The following is a 23,173-nucleotide window of genomic DNA, read 5'->3' as shown; positions in this document are numbered from 1 at the left end:
GCCTGCGGCGCTTCCTGCATGGCCTTTTTCGTTTTCGCGCGAATTTTCGCGATCGCCTGAGGCCCCATGACCGAACTCAAACGCACCCCGCTGAACGACACGCACCGCGCGCTGAACGCCCGCATGGTCGACTTCGGCGGCTGGGACATGCCCGTCAACTACGGCTCGCAGATCGACGAGCATCGCGCCGTGCGCACCGACGCCGGCATGTTCGACGTTTCGCACATGTGCGTCGTCGACTTTTCGGGCCCGAAGGCGCGCGAGTTCTTCTCCCGCGCGCTCGCCAACAACGTCGCCAAGCTCACCACGCCGGGCAAGGCACTCTACTCGTGCATGCTGAACCCCGAAGGCGGCGTGATCGACGATCTGATCGTCTACTTCTTCGCCGACGACCAGTTCCGCACCGTCGTCAATGCCGGCACGGCCGAGAAAGACATCGCCTGGTTCGAGAAGCTCAACGCCGAAGGCGGCTTCGGCCTCACCATCACGCCGCGCCGCGATCTCGCGATCGTCGCCGTGCAGGGCCCGAACGCGCGCGAAAAGGTCTGGCAGGTCGCGCCCTCGTCGCGCAGCGCCACCGAAGTTCTCAAACCCTTCAACGCCGCGAAGGTCGAGGCCACGCCGTTCGGCGAGCTGATGATCGCGCGCACGGGCTACACCGGCGAAGACGGCTTCGAAATCGTGGTGCCCGCCGCCGCCGTTTGCGAACTTTGGGACGCCCTGCAGCGCCAGGGCGTGAAGCCCTGCGGCCTCGGCGCGCGCGACACGCTGCGCCTCGAAGCGGGCATGAACCTCTACGGCCAGGACATGGACGACGGCGTCTCGCCGCTCGACGCCGGCCTCGCCTGGACTGTCGACATGAAGGAGCCGCGCGACTTCGTCGGCCGCCCGGCGCTCGAGGCGAACGGTTCGCGTTCGGCCTTCGTCGGCCTGATCCTGCAGAAGGAAAACGGCAAGGCCGGCGGCGTGCTGCGCGCCCACCAGAAAGTGCTCACGCCGCACGGCGAGGGCGAGATCACGAGCGGCACGTTCTCGCCGAGCATGCAGGAATCGATCGCCTTCGCACGCGTGCCTCAGGGCGTGCAGCCGGGCGATGTCGTGCAGGTGCAGATCCGTGACAAAGCCCTTCCCGCAAGCGTGGTAAAACTGCCGTTCGTGCGCAACGGCAAGGTGCTCGCCGCCTGATCCGCGAGGATCCTGCCCGCGCGCACGCCCTCCCCCTTTTAAGCAACAAAAACCGAACCACGCACTGGAGCAACCATGAGCATCCCGGCCGATCTGAAATACACCGAATCGCACGAGTGGATCCGCACCGAAGCCGACGGCACGCTGACCATCGGCATCACCGACCACGCGCAGGAAGCACTCGGCGACATCGTCTTCCTCGAACTGCCCGAAGCGGGCCGCGCGGTCACCGCCGGCGACGCCGTTGCCGTGATCGAGTCGGTCAAGGCCGCCTCGGACATCTACGCGCCGGTCGCAGGCGAAATCATCGAAGCGAACACGTCGCTCGTCGACACGCCCGACCAGGTCAACGGCGCGCCGTACGAGTCGTGGCTCTTCAAGATCAAGCCCGCCGCCGACGCCAAGCTCGACTCGCTGATCGACGCCGCCGCCTACGAAAAGGCGATCGGCGCTTAAAGCGCAACCTTGCCTTAACCGCCACGGCGCGGCGGCGCGCCCAGAACGCCGCCCGCGCCCGCAGGAATTCCTATGAAGCTCGAACACCCGGATCGTCTGATGAACTCCCCGCTCTCGCTTGCTGCACTTGAAGCGCACGACGCCTTCGCCGCCCGTCACATCGGCCCCGACACGGCCGACCAGCAGGCGATGCTCGACGCGCTCGGCTTCGCCTCGCGCGCCGCGCTGATCGATGCGGTGATTCCGGCGAAGATCCGCCGCAACGAGACGCTGCCGCTCGGGCCGTTCTCGCAGCCGCGCTCGGAAGCCGAGGCGCTCGCCGCCCTGCGCGCGCTCGCGGACAAGAACCAGGTGTTCCGCTCGTATATCGGGCAGGGCTACTACGACACGCACACGCCGGCCGTCATCCTGCGCAACGTGCTCGAAAACCCGGCGTGGTACACCGCGTACACGCCGTACCAGCCGGAAATCTCGCAGGGCCGCCTCGAAGCCCTCTTGAACTTCCAGCAGATGATCACCGACCTGACCGGCCTCGCGATCTCGAACGCGTCGCTGCTCGACGAAGCCACCGCCGCCGCCGAAGCCATGACGCTCGTGCAGCGCGTGGGCAAGTCGAAGTCGAACGTGTTCTTCGTCGCCGACGACGTGCTGGCGCAGACCGTCGAAGTCGTGAAGACGCGCGCGAAGCCGATCGGCATCGAAGTGAAGGTCGGCCCGGCCGCTGAGGCAGCAAATGCAGGCGCCTTCGGCGTGTTGCTGCAATATCCGGGCGTCAACGGCGACGTGCGCGACTACCGCGCGCTCGCGCAAGCCGTGCACGCAGCCGGCGGCGCGGTGATCGCCGCCGCCGACCTGCTCGCGCTGACCATGCTCACGCCACCGGGCGAATGGGGCGCGGACGTGGCTGTGGGCAACTCGCAGCGCTTCGGCGTGCCGATGGGCTTCGGCGGCCCGCACGCTGCCTACCTCGCGGTGAAGGACGAATTCAAGCGCCAGATGCCAGGCCGTCTCGTCGGCGTGACCGTCGACGCGCAAGGCAACCCGGCGCTGCGCCTCGCGCTGCAAACGCGCGAACAGCACATCCGCCGCGAAAAGGCGACCTCGAACGTCTGCACGGCGCAGGCGCTGCTCGCGATCATGGCGAGCATGTACGCCGTCTACCACGGCCCGCAAGGCTTGAAGCGCATTGCGCAGCGCGTGAACCGCGTCGCCGCGATCCTCGCCGCGGGCGCAAAGCAGCTCGGCTACACGCTCGTGACCGAAGCGTTCTTCGACACGCTCACGTTCGAAGCCGGCCCGCGCACCCAGGCGCTGCACGACGCAGCGCTCGCACGCGGCATGAACCTGCGCCACGTGAGCGAGACGCGTGTGGGCGTGTCCGTCGACGAAACCACCTCGCGCGCCGATCTGGCCGACCTGCTCGCCGTGTTCGCGCAAGCCGCGTTCGCCGGCGAAGCGCCCTCGGTCGACAAGCTCGACGCCGAACTCACGCAAGCCGCCGCGTTGACGTTCCCGGCCGCGCTGGCTCGCGAAAGCGCGTACCTCACGCATCCGGTGTTCAACCGTCACCATTCGGAAACGGAAATGCTGCGCTACCTGCGCAGCCTCTCCGACAAGGACCTCGCGCTCGACCGCTCGATGATCCCGCTCGGCTCGTGCACGATGAAGCTCAACGCGACCTCGGAAATGCTGCCGGTCACGTGGCCCGAGTTCGGCCGCATCCACCCGTTCGCGCCTGCCGAGCAAACGGTGGGCTATCGCGAGATGGTCGATCAGCTCGAACAGATGCTCGTGGCCGCAACGGGCTACGCCGCCGTCTCGCTGCAGCCGAACGCCGGCTCGCAGGGCGAGTACGCGGGCCTGCTCATCATCCAGGCGTACCACGCCTCGCGCGGCGAAGCGCATCGCAACGTCTGTCTGATTCCCGCTTCGGCGCACGGCACGAACCCCGCATCGGCGCAGATGGCCGGCATGCAGGTGGTCGTGGTCGCGTGCGACGCGCAGGGCAACATCGATGTCGCCGACCTCAAGGCCAAGGCCGAACAGCACGCGGCGAAGCTCGCGGCGATCATGATCACGTATCCGTCCACGCACGGCGTGTTCGAAGAGAATGTGCGCGAAGTCTGCGAGATCGTGCACGCGGCGGGCGGCCAGGTGTACGTGGACGGCGCGAACATGAACGCCATGGTGGGTCTGGCGGCGCCGGGCCAGTTCGGCGGCGACGTCTCGCACCTGAACCTGCACAAGACCTTCTGCATTCCGCACGGCGGTGGCGGCCCGGGCGTCGGTCCGGTCGCAGTGGGTGCGCACCTCGCGCAGTTCCTGCCGAACCAGCTTTCGTCGGGCTATAAGCGCGACGATCACGGCATCGGCGCGGTGAGCGCGGCGCCTTACGGCTCGGCCTCGATCCTGCCGATCTCGTGGATGTACATCGCCATGATGGGCGCGGCCAACCTGACCGCTGCGACCGAAAACGCGATCCTCAACGCCAACTACGTCGCGAACAAGCTCGCGCCGCACTTCCCAGTGCTCTACAGCGGCCCGGGCGGGCTCGTCGCGCACGAGTGCATTCTCGACCTGCGCCCCATCAAGGATGCAAGCGGCATCACCGTGGACGACGTCGCCAAGCGCCTGATGGACTACGGCTTCCACGCCCCGACCATGAGCTTCCCGGTGCCGGGCACGCTAATGGTCGAGCCGACCGAGTCGGAGTCGAAGGAAGAACTCGACCGCTTCATCGACGCGATGGTTGCGATCCGCGAGGAAATCCGCGCCGTGGAAGACGGCCGCGCGGACAAGGAGGACAACCCGCTGCGCCACGCGCCGCACACGGCCGCCGTGGTGGTCGCCGACGACTGGCAGCACGCCTACTCGCGCGAGCAGGCCGCCTACCCGGTCGCGTCGCTCGTCGCGCGCAAGTACTGGCCTCCGGTCGGCCGCGCCGACAACGCTTACGGCGACCGCAACCTGTTCTGCTCGTGCGTGCCGCTTAGCGAATATGCGGGCGAACATGCCGACGCGACCGCCGGCGAATAAGCCGCTGCGAAGCCGCTGCGTTATCTTCGGTTAATGCAGCGGCGGTCATCCCCCTCACATTTGCCGCCGCAAACCGCTAACATCACACACCTGTCAGCCTTGAATCAGGGAGTCGCGCATGGCGCGGAAGGTGCGAATGGTTCCATTGCGGGACTCGGTGCGGGACTTACCGCATGCCGCAACGCGGAATTCGGTCCGGCAGACCCGGCACGCGCGCGGTGCGCTGCAACGCCGCCCGCAGCGCCTTGCCGCCGCGCTGGCGCTGGCCTGCGCCACCTTCACCGGCACCTTCGCCGGCACGGCCCATGCGGCCATGAACTTCTGCGCGGCCCCCGCGCTGCAATCGAGCGAGCGCACCAACTCCGACCCGGGCGTCAAGGCGCTCGTGGCCGAGGTGCTGACGCACGTGAACGACACGCCGCGTCCGCTGCCGCGCCTGCACACCGAGGGCACGCTGCCGCACGAGGGCATCTACGACCAGAGCGTCGAGGCCGCGAAGGAACTCGACCTCATGCGCAACGCCGCGCTCGCGTGGCGCGCGACGAGCGACGAGCGCTTCCTGAAGCTCGTGGACCGCTTTCTGCTCGCCTGGGTCACCACGTACAAGCCGAGCTTCAATCCCATCGACGAAACGCGTTTCGAGGGGCTGATACTCGCCTACGACATGACCGCGAGCGCGCTGCCCGTGAAAACGCGCAACGCGACCATGCAGTTCCTGAACAGCTTCGCGACCGGCTATATCGCGCAGATCGACGCGCAACCGCGCCCGCTCAAGGGAAATTTCGCGAACAACTGGCAGAGCCATCGGGTCAAACTGATAGCGATGATCGCGTTCACGCTCGACAACCGGAAGATGATCGCGACGGCGCAGCGGCTCTTCGTGGAGCATCTCGGCGACAACGTCGCGCCCGACGGCTCGACACTCGACTTCTCCGAGCGCGACGCACTGCACTACGTGACCTACGATCTGCAGCCGCTCGTGACCGCCGCGCTCGCCGCGCGCCGTCACAACCGCAACTGGCTGACCGAGCGCGCGGCCAACGGCGCGACGCTCGCGGGCGCGCTCGACTGGCTCACGCCGTATGCGCTCGGCCAGAAAACGCACGAGGAATTCGTGCATTCGAACGTACCGTTCGACGCGAAGCGGCGCGAAGCGGGCCTGCCGGGCTACACCGGCCAGTGGGACCCGAAAAACGCCGCCGAACTGTTTCATCTCGCGGCGCGACTCGACGGCCGCTTTGCGCCAGTCGCGCTGAAACTCGCGCCCACGCCGCCCGCGTGGCTCGCCGTCTGTCTGCCGTTGCCGGCGCGGTAAAACGCGCGCGGGTTGCGGCGGCACGGACGATGCCGCGAATCACGCCGCATCCCCACAAACCAAAGTCAGACAAGCAGGAGCAGTACCCATGGCAGTAAGCGTCTTCGATCTCTTCAAAGTCGGCATCGGGCCCTCCAGCTCACACACGGTCGGGCCGATGCGCGCGGCGCTGATGTTCGCCGAAGGACTCGATCGCGACGGTCTGCTTGCGAGCACCGCCGCCGTGAAGGTCGAGCTGTACGGCTCGCTCGGCGCCACCGGCAAGGGCCACGGCACCGACCGCGGCGTCATGCTGGGCCTCATGGGCGACGCGCCCGACACCGTCGATCCCGACACCATCGGCGAGCGTCTCGAAGCCGTGCGCACCTCGCGCCAGCTCGCGCTGCTCGGCCGCCATCCCATCGCGTTCGTTGCGAAGGAGCACGTGGCGTTCTACCGCCAGGCGCTGCCCGAGCACCCGAACGGCATGAAGCTGCGCGCGCTCGACGCGAACGGCGACACGCTGCGCGAAAGCACCTACCTCTCGGTGGGCGGCGGCTTCGTCGTCACGGCCGGCGCGCCGAACACGAAGGTGCTCGCCGCCGCCCAGCAGTTGCCGAATCCGTTCACCACGGGCGCGGAGATGCTCGCGCTGTGCGCCTCGACGGGCAAGAGCATCGCGCAGCTGATGCTCGAAAACGAGCGCGTCTGGCATAGCGACGAGCAGATCCGCTCAGGTCTCCTGCACATCTGGAACGTGATGCAGTCGTGTGTGTCGCGCGGTTGCGGCATCAACAATCCCGACGCCGACGGTACGCTGCCCGGCCCCTTCGCCGTGAAGCGCCGCGCGTCGCAGCTTTATCGCGCGCTGACCAGCAACCCCGAGCGCGCGCTGCAAGACCCGCTCTCGATGATCGACTGGATCAATCTGTACGCGATCGCCGTGAACGAGGAAAACGCCGCGGGCGGGCGCGTGGTGACCGCGCCGACCAACGGCGCAGCGGGCATCATCCCGGCCGTGCTGCACTACTACGTGCGCTTCACGCCGGGCGCGAACGAACAGGGCGTGATCGACTTCCTGCTCACCGCGGCCGCCATCGGCATTCTCTACAAGCTCAACGCGTCGATTTCGGGCGCCGAAGTGGGCTGCCAGGGCGAAGTGGGCGTGGCCTGCTCGATGGCCGCGGGCGCGCTCGCCGCCGTGCTGGGCGGCACGCCGCTGCAAGTGGAAAACGCCGCCGAAATCGGCATGGAGCACAACCTCGGCCTCACCTGCGACCCCGTGGGCGGCATGGTGCAGATTCCCTGCATCGAACGCAACGCCATGGCCTCCGTGAAAGCGGTGAACGCGGCGCGCATGGCGCTGCGCGGCGACGGCGCGCATTACGTCTCGCTCGACTCGGTGATCAAGACGATGCGCGAAACCGGCGCCGACATGAAGACGAAGTACAAGGAGACCTCGCGCGGCGGCCTCGCGGTGAACATCGTCGAGTGCTGATTCGCTGAAGCGCTGTCGCCTTGCCTGAAGCATCTGAACGTCATCACGTAACGATTGAAGGAGACTTGACCGCCATGCAGCAGCCGAACGCATCCGCTACCACCGAAGCCACTACCACCGGGGCTCGCCTCGTCGTCGATGCGCTCGTCGCCAATGGCGTCGAGCGCGTGTTCTGCGTGCCGGGCGAGAGCTATCTTGCGGTGCTCGATTCGTTGTCCGACGAAACCGCGCAGATCGAAACCGTGGTGTGCCGTCACGAGGCGGCGGCGGCGAACATGGCGGAAGCGATCGGCAAGCTCACGGGCAGGCCCGGCGTCGCGCTCGTCACGCGCGGGCCGGGCGCTACGCACGCCTCGATTGGCGTGCACACGGCGTTCCAGGACTCCACGCCGATGATCCTCCTGATCGGCCAGGTCGCGCGCGAGCAGATGGACCGCGAGGCGTTCCAGGAAATCGACTATCGACGCATGTTCGGCCAGATGGCGAAGTGGGTCGCGCAGATCGACGACGCGCGCCGCGTGCCCGAATACCTGAGCCACGCGTTCCATGTCGCGATGTCGGGACGGCCGGGTCCGGTCGTGCTCGCGCTGCCCGAAGACATGCTGAGCGGCGCGATTCGCGCATCCGAAGCGCAGCCCATCGCGCCGCCCGCGCAGCGCGTGCAGGCGTCGCCTTCCGCTGCGCAGATGGAGCGCGTGCGCGAGTTGCTCGCGGGCGCGAAGAAGCCGTTCGTGATCGCGGGCGGCCATGGCTGGAACCCGCAGGCCTGTGCGGACTTCCAGCGCTTCGTCGAGAACTGGCAGTTGCCGGTCGGCCTCGCGTTCCGCTTTCAGGACACGCTCAACAACGATCACCCGAACTATGCGGGCGACGTGGGCCTCGGCGTGAATCCGGCGCTTGCCAAGCGCATCCGCGAAGCCGACGTGCTGCTCGCACTCGGTCCGCGCCTGGGCGAATCGACGACGGGCGGCTACACGCTCTTCGATATTCCCAAAACGAAGCAAACGCTCATTCATGTGCATCAGGGCGCGGAGGAACTCGGCCGCGTCTATGCAGCGGATCTGCCGATCGTTTCGGGCCTCGCGGAAATCGCCGCGCTGCTCGCAGCGCTTCCGGCGCCCGCGCAACCCGCGTGGGCCGGCAGCGCCGCCGAAGCGCACGAGGCGTGGCACGCATGGCGCAAGCCGCTGCCGATGCCCGGCGACGTGCAGCTCGGCGAAGTCATGCAGCAGCTGCGCGCACGTCTGCCCGACGACGCGATCGTCACGAACGGCGCGGGCAACTACGCAACGTGGCTGCATCGCCATTTCGCGTATCGCCATTTCCGCTCGCAGCTCGCGCCCACCAGCGGCGCGATGGGCTACGGCGTGCCCGCCGCGATCGCCGCGAAATCGCAATACCCCTCGCGCATCGTGGTCGCGCTCGCGGGCGACGGCTGCTTCATGATGGCGTCGTCGGAGCTCGCCACGGCGATGCAGTACGGCCTGAATGTCGTGTTCATCGTCGTGAACAACGCGCACTACGGCACGATCCGCATGCATCAGGAGCGCCACTATCCGAACCGCGTGCACGGCACGCAGCTCACGAACCCCGACTTCGCGGCGTTTGCGCAGTCGTTCGGCGCGCACGGCGAAGTCGTCACGAGCACGGCGCAATTCGCCCCCGCGCTGGAGCGTGCGCTCACGGCAGGCAAGCCCGCGCTGATCGAGATCCGCGTGACGAAGGAAGCGAGCACGCCTGCGGCGACGCTCGAACAGATTCGCGAAGCGGGCAGGAAAATGCGCGGAGAATGACTGAGAAGGAATCCTGAACAAGCTCACCTTTAAAGGTGAGCGCACAAACAAAAGCCCCGCAGGCTCAACACCTGCGGGGCTTTTTGACAACTACGGTGCGGCGTCAAACGCTTACTTGCCGCCCACGCTTTGCAGCGTCGTCCACTTGCCGTCGACAACCTTGTACAGCGTGATGCCGCCGTTCTTCAGGTCGCCGCGCGTGTCGTACGCGAGGTCCGCCGTCGTGACCGCCGGCATGCTGGTCTTCGCGAGGAACGGCAGGTACTTCGCCGGATCCGTCGAGTTGGCCTTCTTCATCGCGTCGAACATCGCCATCGCGCCGTCGTAGGCGTACGGCGAGTACGTCTGCACGTCTTCGCCGAAGCGCTTCTTGTACTTCGTGACGTAGTCCTTGCCACCCGGCATCTGGTCGAGCGGCAGGCCGGCGAGCGACGCCACCGTACCGTTCGCCGCGTCACCCGCGATCTGCAGGAAGGTCGGCGTGTGAACCATTTCGCCGCCCATCAGCGGGGCCTTGATGCCCAGCGACTTCATCTGCTTGACCATCGGTGCCGCTTGCGAATCCGCGCCGCCGAAGTAGACCAGGTCGGGGGCCATCGCCTTCGCCTTCGTCAGGACCGACTTGAAGTCGACGGCCTTGTCGTTGGTGTATTCACGGTCGATGATGTTGCCGCCGGCCGCCTTCGCAGCCTTCGAGAATTCGTCGGCGAGACCCTGGCCGTAGGCCGTGCGGTCGTCGATCACGACGATCTTCTTCAAGCCGAGGTTCTTCACTGCGAACGTGCCTGCGACCGAACCCTGTTGGGTATCGGAGGTCATCATGCGGAACGTCGTCTTGAAGCCTTGCTGCGTGTACTCAGGCGCCGTCGCCATGGCGATCTGCGGGATGCCTGCGTTCGCGTAGATGCGCGAAGCCGGGATCGTCGTGCCCGAGTTGAAGTGACCGAGCATGCCCTTGATGCCGTCGTCGACGAGCTTCTGCGCGACCGTCGTGCCCGTGCGCGGGTCGGCCTGATCGTCGGCCGAGTCGAGCACGAAGTGAACCGGCTTGCCGCCGATCACGGGCTTCGTCGCGTTGATGTCTTCGACTGCGAGCGTGATGCCGTTCTGGAAGTCCTTGCCATAGTGCGCCTGCGCGCCCGTCATCGGACCGGCGAAACCGATCTTCACGTCTTCGGCTTGTTGTGCGTGCGCAGTCCCCGCCAGCGACAGGGCGGCAACAAGCGTTGCGCCTGCCAGCTGCTTCATCGTGTGTTGCATTGCTTCTCCTTGGTACCAGGTATCAAACGAGCGGCTTCGGATTTCAATGGGCCTTGCCGCTTCCTTGTCTTGAGACGACCGACAGTATGGCTTGTGCTTAACCGATCGTCATCAAATTCGCATTACCGCCTGCTGCTGCCGTATTTACGCTGACCGAACGTTCCGCGAGCAGTCGTTCGAGCGCGTAATCTTCGTCGCCGTTGGCGAGCGCGTGGGCTGCCACGCCCTGCACCGAGACGATCGGGCCAGGACGCTTGGCCACTTCCTTCACGAGTGCGAGCAGCTCGTCGCTGTCGCCTTCGAAGAGGACCGCATCGAAGTCGGCGTCGGCCGTCTTCTTGATCGCTACGTGCGCCTTCAGTGCCGCCGGCAACGCGCTCACCAGCGCTTCGCCCGCCGTGCCCTGGAACAGCGCGCGGTTGCCCGTTGCGAGCGCAACGGCGAGTTGCGCGCGGGCGCCCGTGGCCGTCGAGGGCACGCACAGCACCGTGCCGCGCGCCGAAAGCGTGTAGGTGTTGCGCTCGCCCGTCGGGCCCGGCAGAACCGCCGTGGCGCCCGCGAGCACGTATTCGAGGTAGCCGTCGCAGCGTGCCGCGAGCGCGGGCTCGCGCTCGGCGATGAGCCAGTCGCGCAGCGTCGTGAGCGCGGCCTGGGCCGATTGCGGCGCGCCGTTGTTGGCCTCGGCACCTTGCGGCGCATCGACGACGAGCACATCGGCGAGCGACTTCGGCAAACCAGCCGGACGCTTCGCGAGCAGACGCGAGAGATACAGCGCGCCACCCGCCTTCGGACCCGTGCCCGACAGACCTTCGCCGCCGAACGGCTGCACGCCCACCACCGCGCCGATCACGTTGCGGTTCACGTAGATGTTGCCCACATGCGCACGGCCGATCACGTGCGCGATCGTTTCGTCGATACGCGTGTGAATGCCGAGCGTGAGGCCGTAGCCCGTTGCGCGGATCTGCTCGAGCAGCTTGTCGAGCTGGCTGCGGCGATAGCGCACCACGTGCAGCACCGGGCCGAACACTTCGCGCTTGAGTTCGTCGAGGCTGTCGAGCTCGATGAGCGTGGGCGGCACGAAGGTGCCTTGCGCGCAGGTGTCGGGCGTCGGCATCTGCTGGACCTTGCGGCCCTTTTCGCGCATGCCGGCGACGTGCGTATCGATACCGCGCTTCGCGTCGATGTCGATCACGGGGCCGACGTCGGTCGAGAGGCGATCGGGATTGCCCACCGCGAGTTCCTTCATCGCGCCCGTGAGCATTTCGAGCGTGCGATCCGCCACGTCGTCCTGTAGGCACAGCACGCGCAGCGCGGAACAACGCTGGCCGGCCGAGTCGAATGCGCTTTGCAGCACGTCGGCCACGACCTGCTCCGCGAGCGCCGACGAATCGACGATCATCGCGTTCTGGCCGCCGGTTTCGGCGATCAGCGGAATCGGGCGGCCTTCGGAGTCGAGGCGCTCGGACAGCGTCTTGTTGATGAGGCGCGCGACTTCGGTCGAGCCCGTGAACATCACGGCACGCGTGCGGTGATCGGCGACGAGCGCCGCGCCCACGGTTTCGCCGTTGCCCGGCAGCAGTTGCACCGCGCCCGCCGGCACGCCGGCTTCGCGCAGGATGCGCACGGCTTGCGCGGCGATCAGCGGCGTTTGTTCAGCGGGCTTCGCGAGCACCGTGTTGCCGGCTGCGAGCGCGGCGGCCACCTGGCCCATGAAGATCGCGAGCGGGAAGTTCCACGGGCTGATACACACCACGGGGCCGAGCGGACGGTGCGTGTCATTCGAGAACTCTTCGCGGATCTGCGTCGAGTAGTAGCGCAGGAAGTCGATCGCTTCGCGGATTTCGGCCACGGCGTTCGGCAGCGACTTGCCCGCTTCGCGCACGATCAGGCCCATCAGCGTATGCATTTGCGCTTCGAGCAGATCGGCGGCGCGTGCGAGGCAATCGGCGCGCGCTTCGACGGGCGTGGCCTGCCAGATCGGCGCGGCGGCCACGGCGTGCGAGAGCGCGGCGCTCACGTGCTCGCTCGTCGCTTCCACCACGGTCCCGACGAGATCGCGATGATCGGCGGGGTTGCGCACGTCGCGTGCGGCGCCCTCGGCGATATCGCTGTCGGCGAGCATCGGCGCGGCGCGCCACGGATGATGCGCGCTCGCCAGCAGCGCCGACGACAGCGACGCGAGACGATGCTCGTTCGACAGATCGAGGCCCATCGAATTGAAACGCTCGTTGCCATACAGCTCGCGCGGCAGCGGAATCTTCGCGTGCGGCGCGCCGAGCGGCACGACCTTGGCGGCGTCGTCGATCGGGTTCGTGACCAGCTCCGCGACCGGCACGGAGGCATCGGCGATGCGGTTCACGAACGAGGTGTTCGCGCCGTTTTCGAGCAGACGGCGCACGAGATATGCGAGCAGCGTTTCATGCGTGCCGACCGGCGCGTAGACGCGGCACGGACGGTTGAGCTTGCCCTGCGAGAGCGGGCCCGTGACTTCTTCGTACAGCGGCTCGCCCATGCCGTGCAGGCACTGGAATTCGTACTGGCCGGGATAGTAGTTCTGGCCCGCGAGGTGATAGATCGCCGAGAGCGTGTACGCGTTATGCGTGGCGAACTGCGGATACACGGCATCCGGCGCGCCGAGCAGCTTCTTCGCGCAGGCGAGGTACGAGACGTCCGTGTAGATCTTGCGCGTGTACACCGGGTAGCCTTCGAGGCCGTCCACCTGGGCGCGCTTGATTTCCGTATCCCAGTACGCGCCCTTCACGAGGCGCACCATGATGCGGTGACGGCTGCGGCGCGCGAGATCGACGATGTAGTCGATCACGAACGGGCAGCGCTTCTGGTACGCCTGCACCACGAAGCCGATGCCGTTCCAGCCCGCGAGTTCCGGGTCGAAGCACAGCGCTTCGAGCAGGTCGAGCGAGAGTTCGAGGCGGTCGGCTTCTTCGGCGTCGATATTGAGGCCGATGTCATAGCGGCGAGCGAGCACGGCGAGCGCGCGCACGCGCGGCAGCAGCTCGCCCATCGTGCGTTCCTGCTGCGCGCGCGAATAGCGCGGGTGCAGCGCGGAGAGCTTGATCGAGATGCCCGGGCCTTCGTAGATGCCGCGGCCGCCCGCGGCCTTGCCGATGGCGTGAATCGCCTGCTCGTACGAGGCGTAGTAGCGCTGGGCATCGGCTTCCGTCGTCGCGGCTTCGCCGAGCATGTCGTACGAGTAGCGGAAACCGCGCGCTTCGAACTTGCGGCTGTTGGCCAGCGCTTCGGAGATGTTCTCGCCCGTGACGAACTGCTCGCCCATCAGGCGCATGGCCATGTCCACGCCCTTGCGGATCAGCGGCTCGCCGCCCTTGCCGATCATGCGCGTGAGCGCCGACGACAGACCGGTTTCGCTGTTCGTCGTGACGAGCTTGCCGGTGATCATGAGGCCCCAGGTGGCGGCGTTCACGAACAGCGACGGCGCGTGGCCGACGTGCGATTTCCAGTCGCCCTTGCTGATCTTGTCGCGGATGAGCGCGTCGCGCGTGGCGCGGTCGGGAATGCGCAGCAGCGCTTCGGCGAGGCACATCAGCGCCACGCCTTCCTGGCTGGACAGCGAAAACTCGTGGATCAGGCCTTCCACGCCGCCGCCGGTGCCCTTCGCGCGCAGCGTTTCGACGAGCTTCGTGGCGAGCTTCGTCACCTCGCCCGTGAGGTTGGCCGGCAGGCGCGCTTCGCCGATCAGGAACGGCACGCACTCCGGCTCCGGACGGCGGTACGCGGCCGTGATGGCCGCGCGCAGCACCGACTGCGGTTGCACGTTCTGCGCGAATTCGAGGAACGGGTGCGACGCGGCTTCGTCGTCGTCAGCGGTAGCACCTTCCGCGAGATCGGTCGCACCGACATGACCGTTAAGTTCGGGAGGCAGCTGGCCGTGCTCGATTTTCTCGAGATAGGCAAAGATGGCTTGCTTGATGAGCCAGTGCGGCGTGCGCTCGAGCCGCGTGGCGGCGTCCTTGAGACGGGAGCGGAGGAGATCGTCGACTTTGACGCCAAGTGTGGTGCTAGCCATGTTTCCTTCGTATGCCGGCAGATCCGCACCGGCGGTGACCAAAAAGTTGGCGAATCGTAACCCTACCAATAAAAAGGTGCAACCACTCTCTCAAAATGGTTGCACCACGGTTGAGGCCTTGTGCAGCCTGGGTTTGCGGCCGATGGCCGTCCACCGGGCCGCGCGGGTTGCGCTCGGTATTTTCCCTGGCCCAGCAACACGCTGGACAACCCTAATCGATTCCGCGGCCGTGCCGTTATACAAACAGAGCGGGGGTTGTTGATCACAAGAAAGAGCGTAGGGACCGAAAAATGGAAAAGCTGCTGGTAATCGCAGGGATCTGGACGATGTGCGCCATGTGTGCCGTGCTGTTCATGCGCGGCGCGACGGCGCCGGATGAACGCCGCATGAGCTTGAAGCGCGCGGCGCGCAGGGAAGTGGCCGATACGGTCGGCCAGTAAGGAAGTAACGGGAAGTTGATGCCGGTGGCCCCGCTGTTGCGGCAACGGGGCCATGCCGGCTGCTGTCCGCGGCTAGATATCGAGCGGATCGACTTCGAGGTTCCAGCGCAGCACGCCGCGCAAGGCGCGCAGCGCGGGTTGCCATGCGCGCAGCGTGGCCTGCAGCGCGGCACGCGACTGGCTTTCCACTAGCAGTTGCGCGCGATGCACGTTCATCACCTTCACGATGGTGAGCGGCACGGCGTCGTAAGCCATGACACGCTCGGCGCCTGGAATCGCCGTGAGCGCCTCTGCGGCCTGGGCGAGAAACGCCAGCGCCGCCTCGAGCGTGCGCCCTTCGGCGCGCAATATTGCCTGATAGACGAACGGCGGCAGGTGCGCGTCGCGCCGCTCCGCGACCTGCGTATTCGCAAACCCCACATAGTCCTGGCGCGCCAGCGCGTGATAGAGCGCATGGCGCGGGTAGCGCGTCTGCACGAGCACCTCGCCGGCCAGCCCGGCGCGCCCCGCCCGCCCGCTCACCTGCATCAGCTGCGCGAACAGGCGCTCGCTCGCCCGGAAATCGTGTGAAAAGAGCGCATTGTCGGCGTTCAGCACGCCAACGAGCGACACGCGCTGGAAGTCGTGCCCCTTCGCGATCATCTGCGTGCCCACGAGGATGTCGACCTCGCCCGCGTGCACGTCGGAGAAAAGCGCCTGCGCGCTGCCCTTGCGGCGCGTGCTGTCGGCGTCGATGCGCAGCACCCGCGCGCCCGGCACCGCGCTCGCGAGCGCCTCCTCGATGCGCTGCGTGCCGCGCCCCATCGGCGCGATGTCGACGTTGCCGCACTCGGGGCACGAATGCGGAATGCGCGATTCCCAGCCGCAGTGATGGCAGCGCAGCGCGCGCTCGGGCTTGTGCAGCACGACGTACGCGCTGCAGCGCGGACAGCCCGCCACCCAGCCGCAGGCGTCGCACGCGAGCGTGGGCGCGTAACCGCGACGGTTGAGAAACACGAGGCTCTGCTCGCCGCGCTCGAGGCGCGTCTTCATCGCCGCGACCAAAGGCCCGGAGAGCCCTTCGAACGACGCGCGGCCCCGCCGGCGCTCCTCTTCGAGATCGATCAGCTTGACCGTGGGCAGCACAGCATCGGCAATCGCTCGGCGCGAGAGCGTGAGGCGTGTATAGCGGCCCTGCTCGGCCTGCCACCAGCTTTCGAGCGACGGCGTGGCCGAGCCCAGCACGACCGGCACACCCAGCTGCTTCGCGCGCCATACCGCGAGGTCGCGCGCCGAGTAGCGCAGCCCTTCCTGCTGCTTGTAGGCGGGGTCGTGCTCCTCGTCGACCACGAGCATCGCGAGACGCGGCAGCGAGGCCAGCACCGCGAGCCGTGTGCCGAGCACGATGCGCGCGCGGCCCGTGTGCGCCGCGAGCCAGTTGCGGGCGCGCTCGCCTTCCGCGAGGCCGCTGTGAAGCGTGACGATGGCCTCGTCGGCAAGCGTGGCCGCGAAGCGCGTCCGAAAAGCCGCCTCGAACTGCGGCGTGAGATTGATTTCAGGAACCAGCACGAGCGCCTGGGCGCCCGGGTCGCGCTCGAGCAGCGCCGCGAGCGCACGCAGATAGACCTCGGTCTTGCCGCTGCCCGTCACGCCGTGCAACAGGAAGGGCGCGAAGCCGCTCGCCGCACCGATGGCTTCCACGGCGTCGGCCTGCTCGTCGCTCAGGCGCGGGACTTCCGCCACGGCCGCCGTCGCCGCGGCGCTGTGGGCCACGCTTGCGGCCGCGCCGAATTCGATGGATTCATGCTCGACCCAGCCGGCTTCGCACCAGGCTTCGAGCGTCCCAATCGCCTTGGGATGCAGCGCGCGGGCCGCGGCGGCGTCGAGTTCGCCGGCGTCGGCCAGCGCCTGCGCGAGACGGCGCAGCGCCTGGGCGCGCGCCGGCAAGGCGTCGGGCAGCGCGGCGCGCCCTTGCGGCGACAGACGGTAGCGCTCCTCGGGGGCGAGCAGGCGCGTCCAGCGCGACGGATCGCGCAACGCCTGCGGCAGCGCCGGCAAGGCGACTTCGCCCAAGCCCCGCTGGTAGTAGTCGGCGGCAAAGCCAGCCAGCGCGAGCCATTGCGCCGAAAGCGGCGGACAGGACGCGCACACCGCGCTCACGTCACGGAGCTTGTTCGCGGGCACGTCGCTGTGAGCGTTCACTTCGCAGATCAGGCCGACCACGTCGCGACGCCCGAACGGCACGCGCACGAGCATGCCGGGCTCCGGCGCGCTGTCGAGGCCATAGCGATAGTCGTAGAGCGCATCCAGTGGATGATCCAGCGCCACGCGCACGTACTGCCCTGTCATGCCTGACTCCCAGGGAAGTTCCGTACGCGAGCGCACAGACACGCAAACCTAAAGTAATACTTTAGATTTCGCGCTAAGTTTTGGATTCCGCAGAACAATCGCGCCCCCGAATCTGCGCCTGTGGATAACTTTGTTGAGAACTTGCCGGGCGCCGCCGCGGCGCTCCCGCGTGTCGTCGTTATGTGGGATACCGCACACAGCGCCGTGGAGCGCCGAAAGCCTTGTCTGTCAAGGGTCTGATTGATTCTCCCCAGACCTGAACGGGCGCCTGCGACAACCTTTCCCTCTTGCGCGCCGCAACGAGCCAAGTGTGTATAAGTCAAGTCTTGACAGGACCGCGATGGCGTCTGGATGGCCTCTTGGGCCCGGTCATACCCTGACGCCCGGAGCCCAGCTTGCTGCGACGCACCAAAAACGTCACGCACCGTTCGCGCGAATCGCGCGGCTGTGACGATGCACTTCGTCCACGAGTTCGGCCACGCTTTCGGGCGGCGTGAACTGCGAAATGCCGTGGCCGAGATTGAACACGTGCCCCGGGTGCGCGCCAAAGCTGTCCAGTACCGCGCGTGCCTGCTCGCGAATCGCGGCCGGCGAAGCGAACAGCACCGTGGGATCGAGATTGCCCTGCAGCGCCACCCGGTCACCCACGCGCTCGCGCGCGCGGCCGAGGTTGACGGTCCAGTCGAGGCCGACGGCATCCACGCCCGTATTGGCGATTTCGTCGAGCCAGAGGCCGCCGCCCTTCGTGAACGTGATCACGGGCACACGCTCGCCGTCGTGCTCGCGCTTGAGCTGCGCCACCACCTGTGCGATGTACGCGAGCGAGAAGCGCTGGTATGCGCCGTCCGCGAGCGCGCCGCCCCAGGTGTCGAAGATCATCACGGCCTGCGCACCGGCTTCGATCTGCGCGTTCAGATAGGCCGCCACCGCCTTCGCGTTGACTTCGAGAATGCGCTGCATGAGGTCGGGGCGCGCGTACAGCATCGACTTCACGGTGCGGAAGTCGTCCGAGCCGCCACCTTCGACCATGTAGCAGGCGAGCGTCCACGGGCTGCCCGAAAAGCCGATCAGCGGCACGCGCTGGCGCCCCTCTGCATTGGTGAGCGCGCGGCGAATTTCGCGCACGGCGTCGGTCACGTAGCCGAGCGTCGCGCCGATATCGGGCACGGCGAGTCGCGCCACGTCTTCTTCGGTACGCACGGGGTGCGCGAACTTCGGCCCTTCACCTGCCTGGAACGAAAGGCCGAGGCCCATCGCGTCCGGAATCGTGAGGATGTCGGAGAACAGGATCGCGGCGTCGAGCGGATAGCGCTCGAGCGGTTGCAGCGTGACCTCGGTCGCGTAATCGGGATTCTTCGCGAGGCCGAGGAAGCTGCCCGCGCGGCTGCGCGTGGCGTTGTACTCAGGCAGATAGCGGCCTGCCTGGCGCATCAGCCAGATCGGCGTGTACTCGGTCGGCTGGCGCAGCAGCGCGCGCAGGAAGGTGTCGTTCAGGAGAGTGTGGGCCACGTGCTGGATGCGCGAAGTCGCGCCAAGGTTCGGAAGCAAGCGGCCATTTTACCGGAGCGGCCGCCGCGTCATGCCGCCGATGGGCGGGATCAGAAAGCGCAATGCCACTGAAGTATAGGCCTGCCTACCCAGGTAAGTCCGCGCTTAACGGCCGCGTACGCGAGGACTATCATCAGACGGCTTTCCAAAACATTACATCAATCAAAACCAGATCTGGAGACACGATGAAAAAAGCCGCCCTCGGCCTGACGATCGTTAGCGCCGCTTTGCTGAGCGCGTGCGCCACGAACCAGTCCGCCGGTACCCCCGCCAACGGTGCGCAGACCGCCACCGCCCCTTCGCGCCTCGACGAAATCATTGCGCGCGGCACGCTGCGCGCCTGCACGACCGGCGACTACAAGCCCTACTCGTTCTACAGGCAGGACGGCACGTTCGAGGGCATCGACATCGACATGACCCAGTCGCTGGCGAAATCGCTGGGCGTGAAGGCCGAGTTCGTGAAGACATCGTGGTCGAACCTCATGAACGACTTCCTCGCGAAGTGCGACATTGCGGTGGGCGGCGTCTCCACGACGCTCGAGCGCCAGAAGCGCGCGTTCTTTACCGAGGCCTATCAGGTCGACGGCAAGACGCCGATCGTGCGCTGTGAAGACGTCAAGAAGTACCAGACCGTTGCGCAGATCAACCAGCCTTCGGTGCGCGTGATCATGAATCCGGGCGGCACCAACGAGCGCTTCGCGAAACAGTTCCTGCCGAATGCGAATCTCATCATGTATCCGGACAACGTGACGATCTTCAAACAGATTCTCGCGGGCAAGGCCGACGTGATGGTGACCGACGCCTCCGAGACCATGCTGCAGCAGAAGCTCAACCCGGGGCTGTGCTCGGTGCATCCCGACAAGCCGTTTCAATACGGCGAGAAAGCGTGGATGGTGCCGCGCGGCGACGTGGTGTTCCAGCAGTATGTCGATCAGTGGCTGCACCTTGCGCGCGCGAGCGGCGAATATCAGGCAATCTCCGACAAGTGGCTGAAGTGAGGTGTTGAATCGCGCCGCATTGTTATGGCCCTTCGAATTGCTACGATGAGTTGCAGAAGATGGGGTCACGCGGGGCGCGCAAAGTTTGCATTTCGCGCACATGCGCAATGCCGACGCATTGCGCATGTGCGCAGCCGGTAATTCTGTACCGTGCGCGTCCTGCGTAAAAGGCCCATGCCGTGGGCCTTCTTTCATGCCATTCGAATCCTCGCGCGCGAATTGCCGCCAAGGCTGTCAAACAGCCTCGAAAAATAGCGGTAAAAATGACTTCCGCAAAACGCTCAGGATGGCAAAAAGAGCCGCAGAGCCTTATCTGACGGGCGTTACAACCTGAAACACTTTGTTACCGCGAACCTATCTTAATTCGCCCACAATGCCTTCAACGGTTTCAACACGGATGTGGCACGGTGCCAGTGTGAGCGGACACAAAACACCAGCCGGTCGGCCCTACGCCGAAGCCCTCTCGAGGGGCATCCTTGTTGGAGCCGTGACCGGCGTCGAAGACGTTTCATGACCCGGCTCCTCCTTTGGTCTCCTCGCGCTAACCCCGTAGCGTGTGGTTTTTAGCGGGCTCCAGGCCCGCTTTTTTTTCGCCTGTACGTTTCGTTATTCAACAGGCATCGCTCTGCACCCACTCCCTCCAGCGTCAGATAATCGTTCGGTTTCCCGACTATTTTTGTGCGTTCTGCAATGCCGCAGCGGCGTCGTGCATCGTCCGCCGCGGCATTGCATCGAACCTCGTATCAAGCCGTCTTCTGCTCGCTGATCTTGAGTTCATCGATCATGCGCGCGCGCATCACGAACTTCTGCACCTTGCCTGTCACGGTCATCGGCAGTTCGTCGACGAAGCGGATGTACTTCGGGATCTTGTAGTGCGCAATCTGCCCCTGGCAGAACGCCTGGATCTCCTCGGCGGTTGCCGATTCGCCCGGACGCAGCACGATCCACGCGCACACCTCCTCGCCGTACTTCGCGTCGGGCACGCCGAACACCTGCGCGGACTGCACCTTCGGGTGGCGGAACAGAAACTCTTCGATCTCTCGCGGATAGATGTTCTCGCCGCCGCGGATGAGCATGTCCTTGAGACGGCCGACGATGTTGCAGTAGCCTTCGGCGTCGATCGTCGCGAGATCGCCCGTATGCATCCAGCCATCGACGATCGACTCGGCCGTCTTCTCCGCGTCGCCCCAGTAGCCCTGCATCACCGAATAGCCCTTCGTGCACAGCTCGCCCGTTTCGCCCACCGGCACGGTGTTGCCGAGCGCGTCGACGATCTTCACTTCGAGATGCGGCTGAATGCGGCCCACCGTGGTCGTGCGCTTGTCGAGCGGGTCAGTGGTCGAACTCTGGAACGACACCGGGCTCGTCTCCGTCATGCCGTAGGCGATCGTGATTTCGGCGAGATGCATCTTCGAGACCACGCGCTTCATCGTCTCGATCGGGCACGGCGAGCCGGCCATGATGCCCGTGCGCAGCTTCGAAAGATCGAAGCGTGCGAACTCCGGATGATCGAGCTCCGCGATGAACATCGTGGGCACGCCGTGCAATGCCGTGCAGCCCTCCTCCGAGACCGCTTCGAGCGTCGCACGCGGATCGAACGCCTCGCCCGGGAACACCATGTTTGCGCCCACCGAGACGCACGCGAGCACCGCGAGCACCATGCCGAAGCAGTGATAGAGCGGCACCGGAATGCAGAGCGAGTCTTCTTCCGTGAGGCGCATCGCCTGGGCGATGAAACGCCCGTTGTTGAGCACGTTGCGGTGCGTGAGCGTGGCGCCCTTCGGATTGCCGGTCGTGCCGCTCGTGAACTGGATGTTGATGGCTTCGTCGGGCGATAGCGTCGCGGTGATGGCGTCGAGCCACGCCGTGCCGTCGCGCGCGATGCGCTCGCGGCCCATCTCCACGAGTTCGCTGAAGCAGAGCATGCCGGGCGTGGCTGTGTCGCACATGCGCACGACCGCGCGCAGTTCGGGCAGGCGCGCGGCCTGCAACTGGCCGGGCGTGGCGCTCGCAAGCTCGGGCGCGAGCGTCTGCAGCATCTCCAGATACTTCGAGGTCTTGAAGCTCTCGGCCGAGACGATCGCCTTGCAAGCGACCTTGTTCAGCGCGTATTCGAGTTCGGCGAGGCGGTAAGCGGGATTGATGTTGACGAGCACCGCGCCGATCCGCGCGGTCGCAAACTGGGTGAGCAGCCATTCGACGCGATTGGGCGACCAGATGCCGACGCGGTCGCCCTTGACGATGCCCAGCTCGGCGAAACCGGCGGCGAGCACGTCGACTTCGGCGGCGAACTCGCGCCAGTTCCAGCGGATGCCCTGCTCGCGGAACACCACGGCAGGCCGCTCGGGAAAGCGGGCCGCGGTCTCCTGCAGGAACGTGCCGAGGGTCGCGTCGCTGAGCGGCACGTCGGTCGTGCCTCGCACGTAGGAAAGGCCGTCTTTCGGCGCGATGAGCGGCTCATGTACACCGGGCGCGGCGCGCGCGCCTGCTGCGTCGATTGCCATGATGGCTGTCTCCTGGGGAGCGTCACTCCCGCGTTTGAAATGAATTTGAAAACTATTGTGCCACCGGCTTTCCCGGGGGCGGCATCAAGTCTTACCCGCAGGTCTGGGCCGACTGCGAACGCATGATTTGGCATTACCTTTCCGTAAACGTCAAGTATGCCAGAGCGTTTTTGTCGACCTCCGTGGCTCACGGCATTTATGCCGCGTTTTTCATCGCGTTGCCATTGGGCCGTGCCCGCTCACCGGCGCCAAAATGCAAAAAGGGCTCCCAGCTTGGGGAGCCCTTTTCGCTTCGAACGCGGCGCCACGAGGCGCGCGTACGAGAACCAATTAGTGCTGGTTCATCTTGCGCAGGCGCTGGATCGCCGCGAGCTGCGCGACCGCGTAGGCCAGCTCGGCCTGGGCGGTGGCGTACTCGAGGTTCGAGCCCGCGTTCTGCAGCGTCTCTTCAGCGCGCTTGCGCGCTTCCGTGGCCTTCGCCTCGTCGAGATCCTTGCCGCGGATCGCGGTGTCGGCGAGGACCGTGACGGCGCCCGGCTGCACTTCGAGAATGCCGCCTGCGACGAACACGAACTCTTCACCGCCGTCTTCCGCCACGATGCGCACTGCACCCGGACGAATACGCGTGATGAGCGGCGTGTGGCCCGGCAGAATGCCCAGCTCGCCCGCCTCGCCCGGAAGCGCGACGAACTTCGCCTGGCCGTCGAAGATGCTCTCTTCGGCGCTGACGACGTCTACCTTGATGGTTGCTGCCATATGTGTCGACTCCTTGGGGTCAATGGGTTGCT

At 66.3% G+C, this 23,173-nt stretch carries 14 protein-coding genes; 8 read left to right on the top strand and 6 right to left on the bottom strand.

Annotated elements, in window-relative coordinates:
* The first annotated feature begins 66 nt into the window (after nt 1-66).
* The 6 genes from gcvT (at nt 67) to AB4Y40_RS21870 (ending at nt 9,262) form a co-directional block, all read left to right on the top strand.
* A complete protein-coding gene (gcvT, locus tag AB4Y40_RS21895) occupies nt 67-1,185 on the top strand; it encodes a glycine cleavage system aminomethyltransferase GcvT (protein WP_368689539.1) in 1,119 nt (372 codons plus the stop codon).
* 75 nt (nt 1,186-1,260) lie between these two features.
* Nucleotides 1,261-1,641, top strand: coding sequence for a glycine cleavage system protein GcvH (gcvH, locus tag AB4Y40_RS21890; protein WP_028203325.1), 381 nt, complete (start codon nt 1,261-1,263; stop codon nt 1,639-1,641).
* A 72-nt stretch (nt 1,642-1,713) separates the two neighbouring features.
* Nucleotides 1,714-4,677 carry an aminomethyl-transferring glycine dehydrogenase gene (gene gcvP, locus AB4Y40_RS21885; RefSeq protein ID WP_368689538.1) on the top strand — a complete coding sequence of 988 codons (2,964 nt, stop codon included), beginning with the start codon at nt 1,714-1,716 and terminating at the stop codon, nt 4,675-4,677.
* A 136-nt stretch (nt 4,678-4,813) separates the two neighbouring features.
* Nucleotides 4,814-5,992: an alginate lyase family protein gene (locus AB4Y40_RS21880; protein ID WP_368689537.1), complete on the top strand. Its 1,179-nt coding sequence runs from the start codon at nt 4,814-4,816 to the stop codon at nt 5,990-5,992.
* Nucleotides 5,993-6,080: 88 nt separating this feature from the next.
* Nucleotides 6,081-7,469: an L-serine ammonia-lyase gene (locus AB4Y40_RS21875; RefSeq protein ID WP_368689536.1), complete on the top strand. Its 1,389-nt coding sequence runs from the start codon at nt 6,081-6,083 to the stop codon at nt 7,467-7,469.
* Nucleotides 7,470-7,543: 74 nt separating this feature from the next.
* Complete coding sequence (locus tag AB4Y40_RS21870) at nt 7,544-9,262, top strand: thiamine pyrophosphate-binding protein (protein WP_368689535.1); 1,719 nt, start codon at nt 7,544-7,546, stop codon at nt 9,260-9,262.
* Between the two features lie 111 nt (nt 9,263-9,373).
* On the opposite strand, the gene AB4Y40_RS21865 is transcribed toward AB4Y40_RS21870, so the two are convergent.
* Nucleotides 9,374-10,522: a branched-chain amino acid ABC transporter substrate-binding protein gene (locus tag AB4Y40_RS21865; protein ID WP_368689534.1), complete on the bottom strand. Its 1,149-nt coding sequence runs from the start codon at nt 10,520-10,522 to the stop codon at nt 9,374-9,376.
* A gap of 97 nt (nt 10,523-10,619) precedes the next feature.
* On the bottom strand, nt 10,620-14,567 hold the full coding sequence (gene putA, locus AB4Y40_RS21860; protein ID WP_368689533.1) for a trifunctional transcriptional regulator/proline dehydrogenase/L-glutamate gamma-semialdehyde dehydrogenase: 3,948 nt from the start codon (nt 14,565-14,567) through the stop codon (nt 10,620-10,622).
* Between the two features lie 290 nt (nt 14,568-14,857).
* Here putA and AB4Y40_RS21855 point away from each other — a divergent pair, with 290 nt between their 5' ends.
* Nucleotides 14,858-15,007, top strand: coding sequence for a hypothetical protein (locus AB4Y40_RS21855; protein WP_165979378.1), 150 nt, complete (start codon nt 14,858-14,860; stop codon nt 15,005-15,007).
* Between the two features lie 72 nt (nt 15,008-15,079).
* Here the strand turns inward: AB4Y40_RS21855 and AB4Y40_RS21850 are convergent, their stop codons facing one another.
* Both AB4Y40_RS21850 and hemE read right to left on the bottom strand, forming a co-directional pair.
* A complete protein-coding gene (locus AB4Y40_RS21850) occupies nt 15,080-17,335 on the bottom strand; it encodes a primosomal protein N' (protein WP_368689532.1) in 2,256 nt (751 codons plus the stop codon).
* A gap of 417 nt (nt 17,336-17,752) precedes the next feature.
* Nucleotides 17,753-18,844, bottom strand: coding sequence for a uroporphyrinogen decarboxylase (gene hemE, locus AB4Y40_RS21845; protein ID WP_368689531.1), 1,092 nt, complete (start codon nt 18,842-18,844; stop codon nt 17,753-17,755).
* A 224-nt stretch (nt 18,845-19,068) separates the two neighbouring features.
* On the opposite strand from hemE, the gene AB4Y40_RS21840 reads away from it, so the two are divergent.
* The gene (locus tag AB4Y40_RS21840; protein WP_368689530.1) at nt 19,069-19,881 is read left to right on the top strand and encodes a transporter substrate-binding domain-containing protein; all 813 of its coding nucleotides are present in this window, start codon (nt 19,069-19,071) and stop codon (nt 19,879-19,881) included.
* A 743-nt stretch (nt 19,882-20,624) separates the two neighbouring features.
* Here the strand turns inward: AB4Y40_RS21840 and AB4Y40_RS21835 are convergent.
* The gene (locus AB4Y40_RS21835) at nt 20,625-22,385 is read right to left on the bottom strand and encodes an AMP-binding protein (protein WP_368689529.1); all 1,761 of its coding nucleotides are present in this window, start codon (nt 22,383-22,385) and stop codon (nt 20,625-20,627) included.
* 330 nt (nt 22,386-22,715) lie between these two features.
* Nucleotides 22,716-23,141, bottom strand: coding sequence for a F0F1 ATP synthase subunit epsilon (locus AB4Y40_RS21830; RefSeq protein ID WP_028203314.1), 426 nt, complete (start codon nt 23,139-23,141; stop codon nt 22,716-22,718).
* Nucleotides 23,142-23,173 lie beyond the last annotated feature (32 nt).

The organism is Paraburkholderia sp. EG287B, assembly GCF_040965595.1.
GTDB lineage: Bacteria > Pseudomonadota > Gammaproteobacteria > Burkholderiales > Burkholderiaceae > Paraburkholderia.
This window is presented reverse-complemented; position numbering and strand designations above follow the sequence as displayed.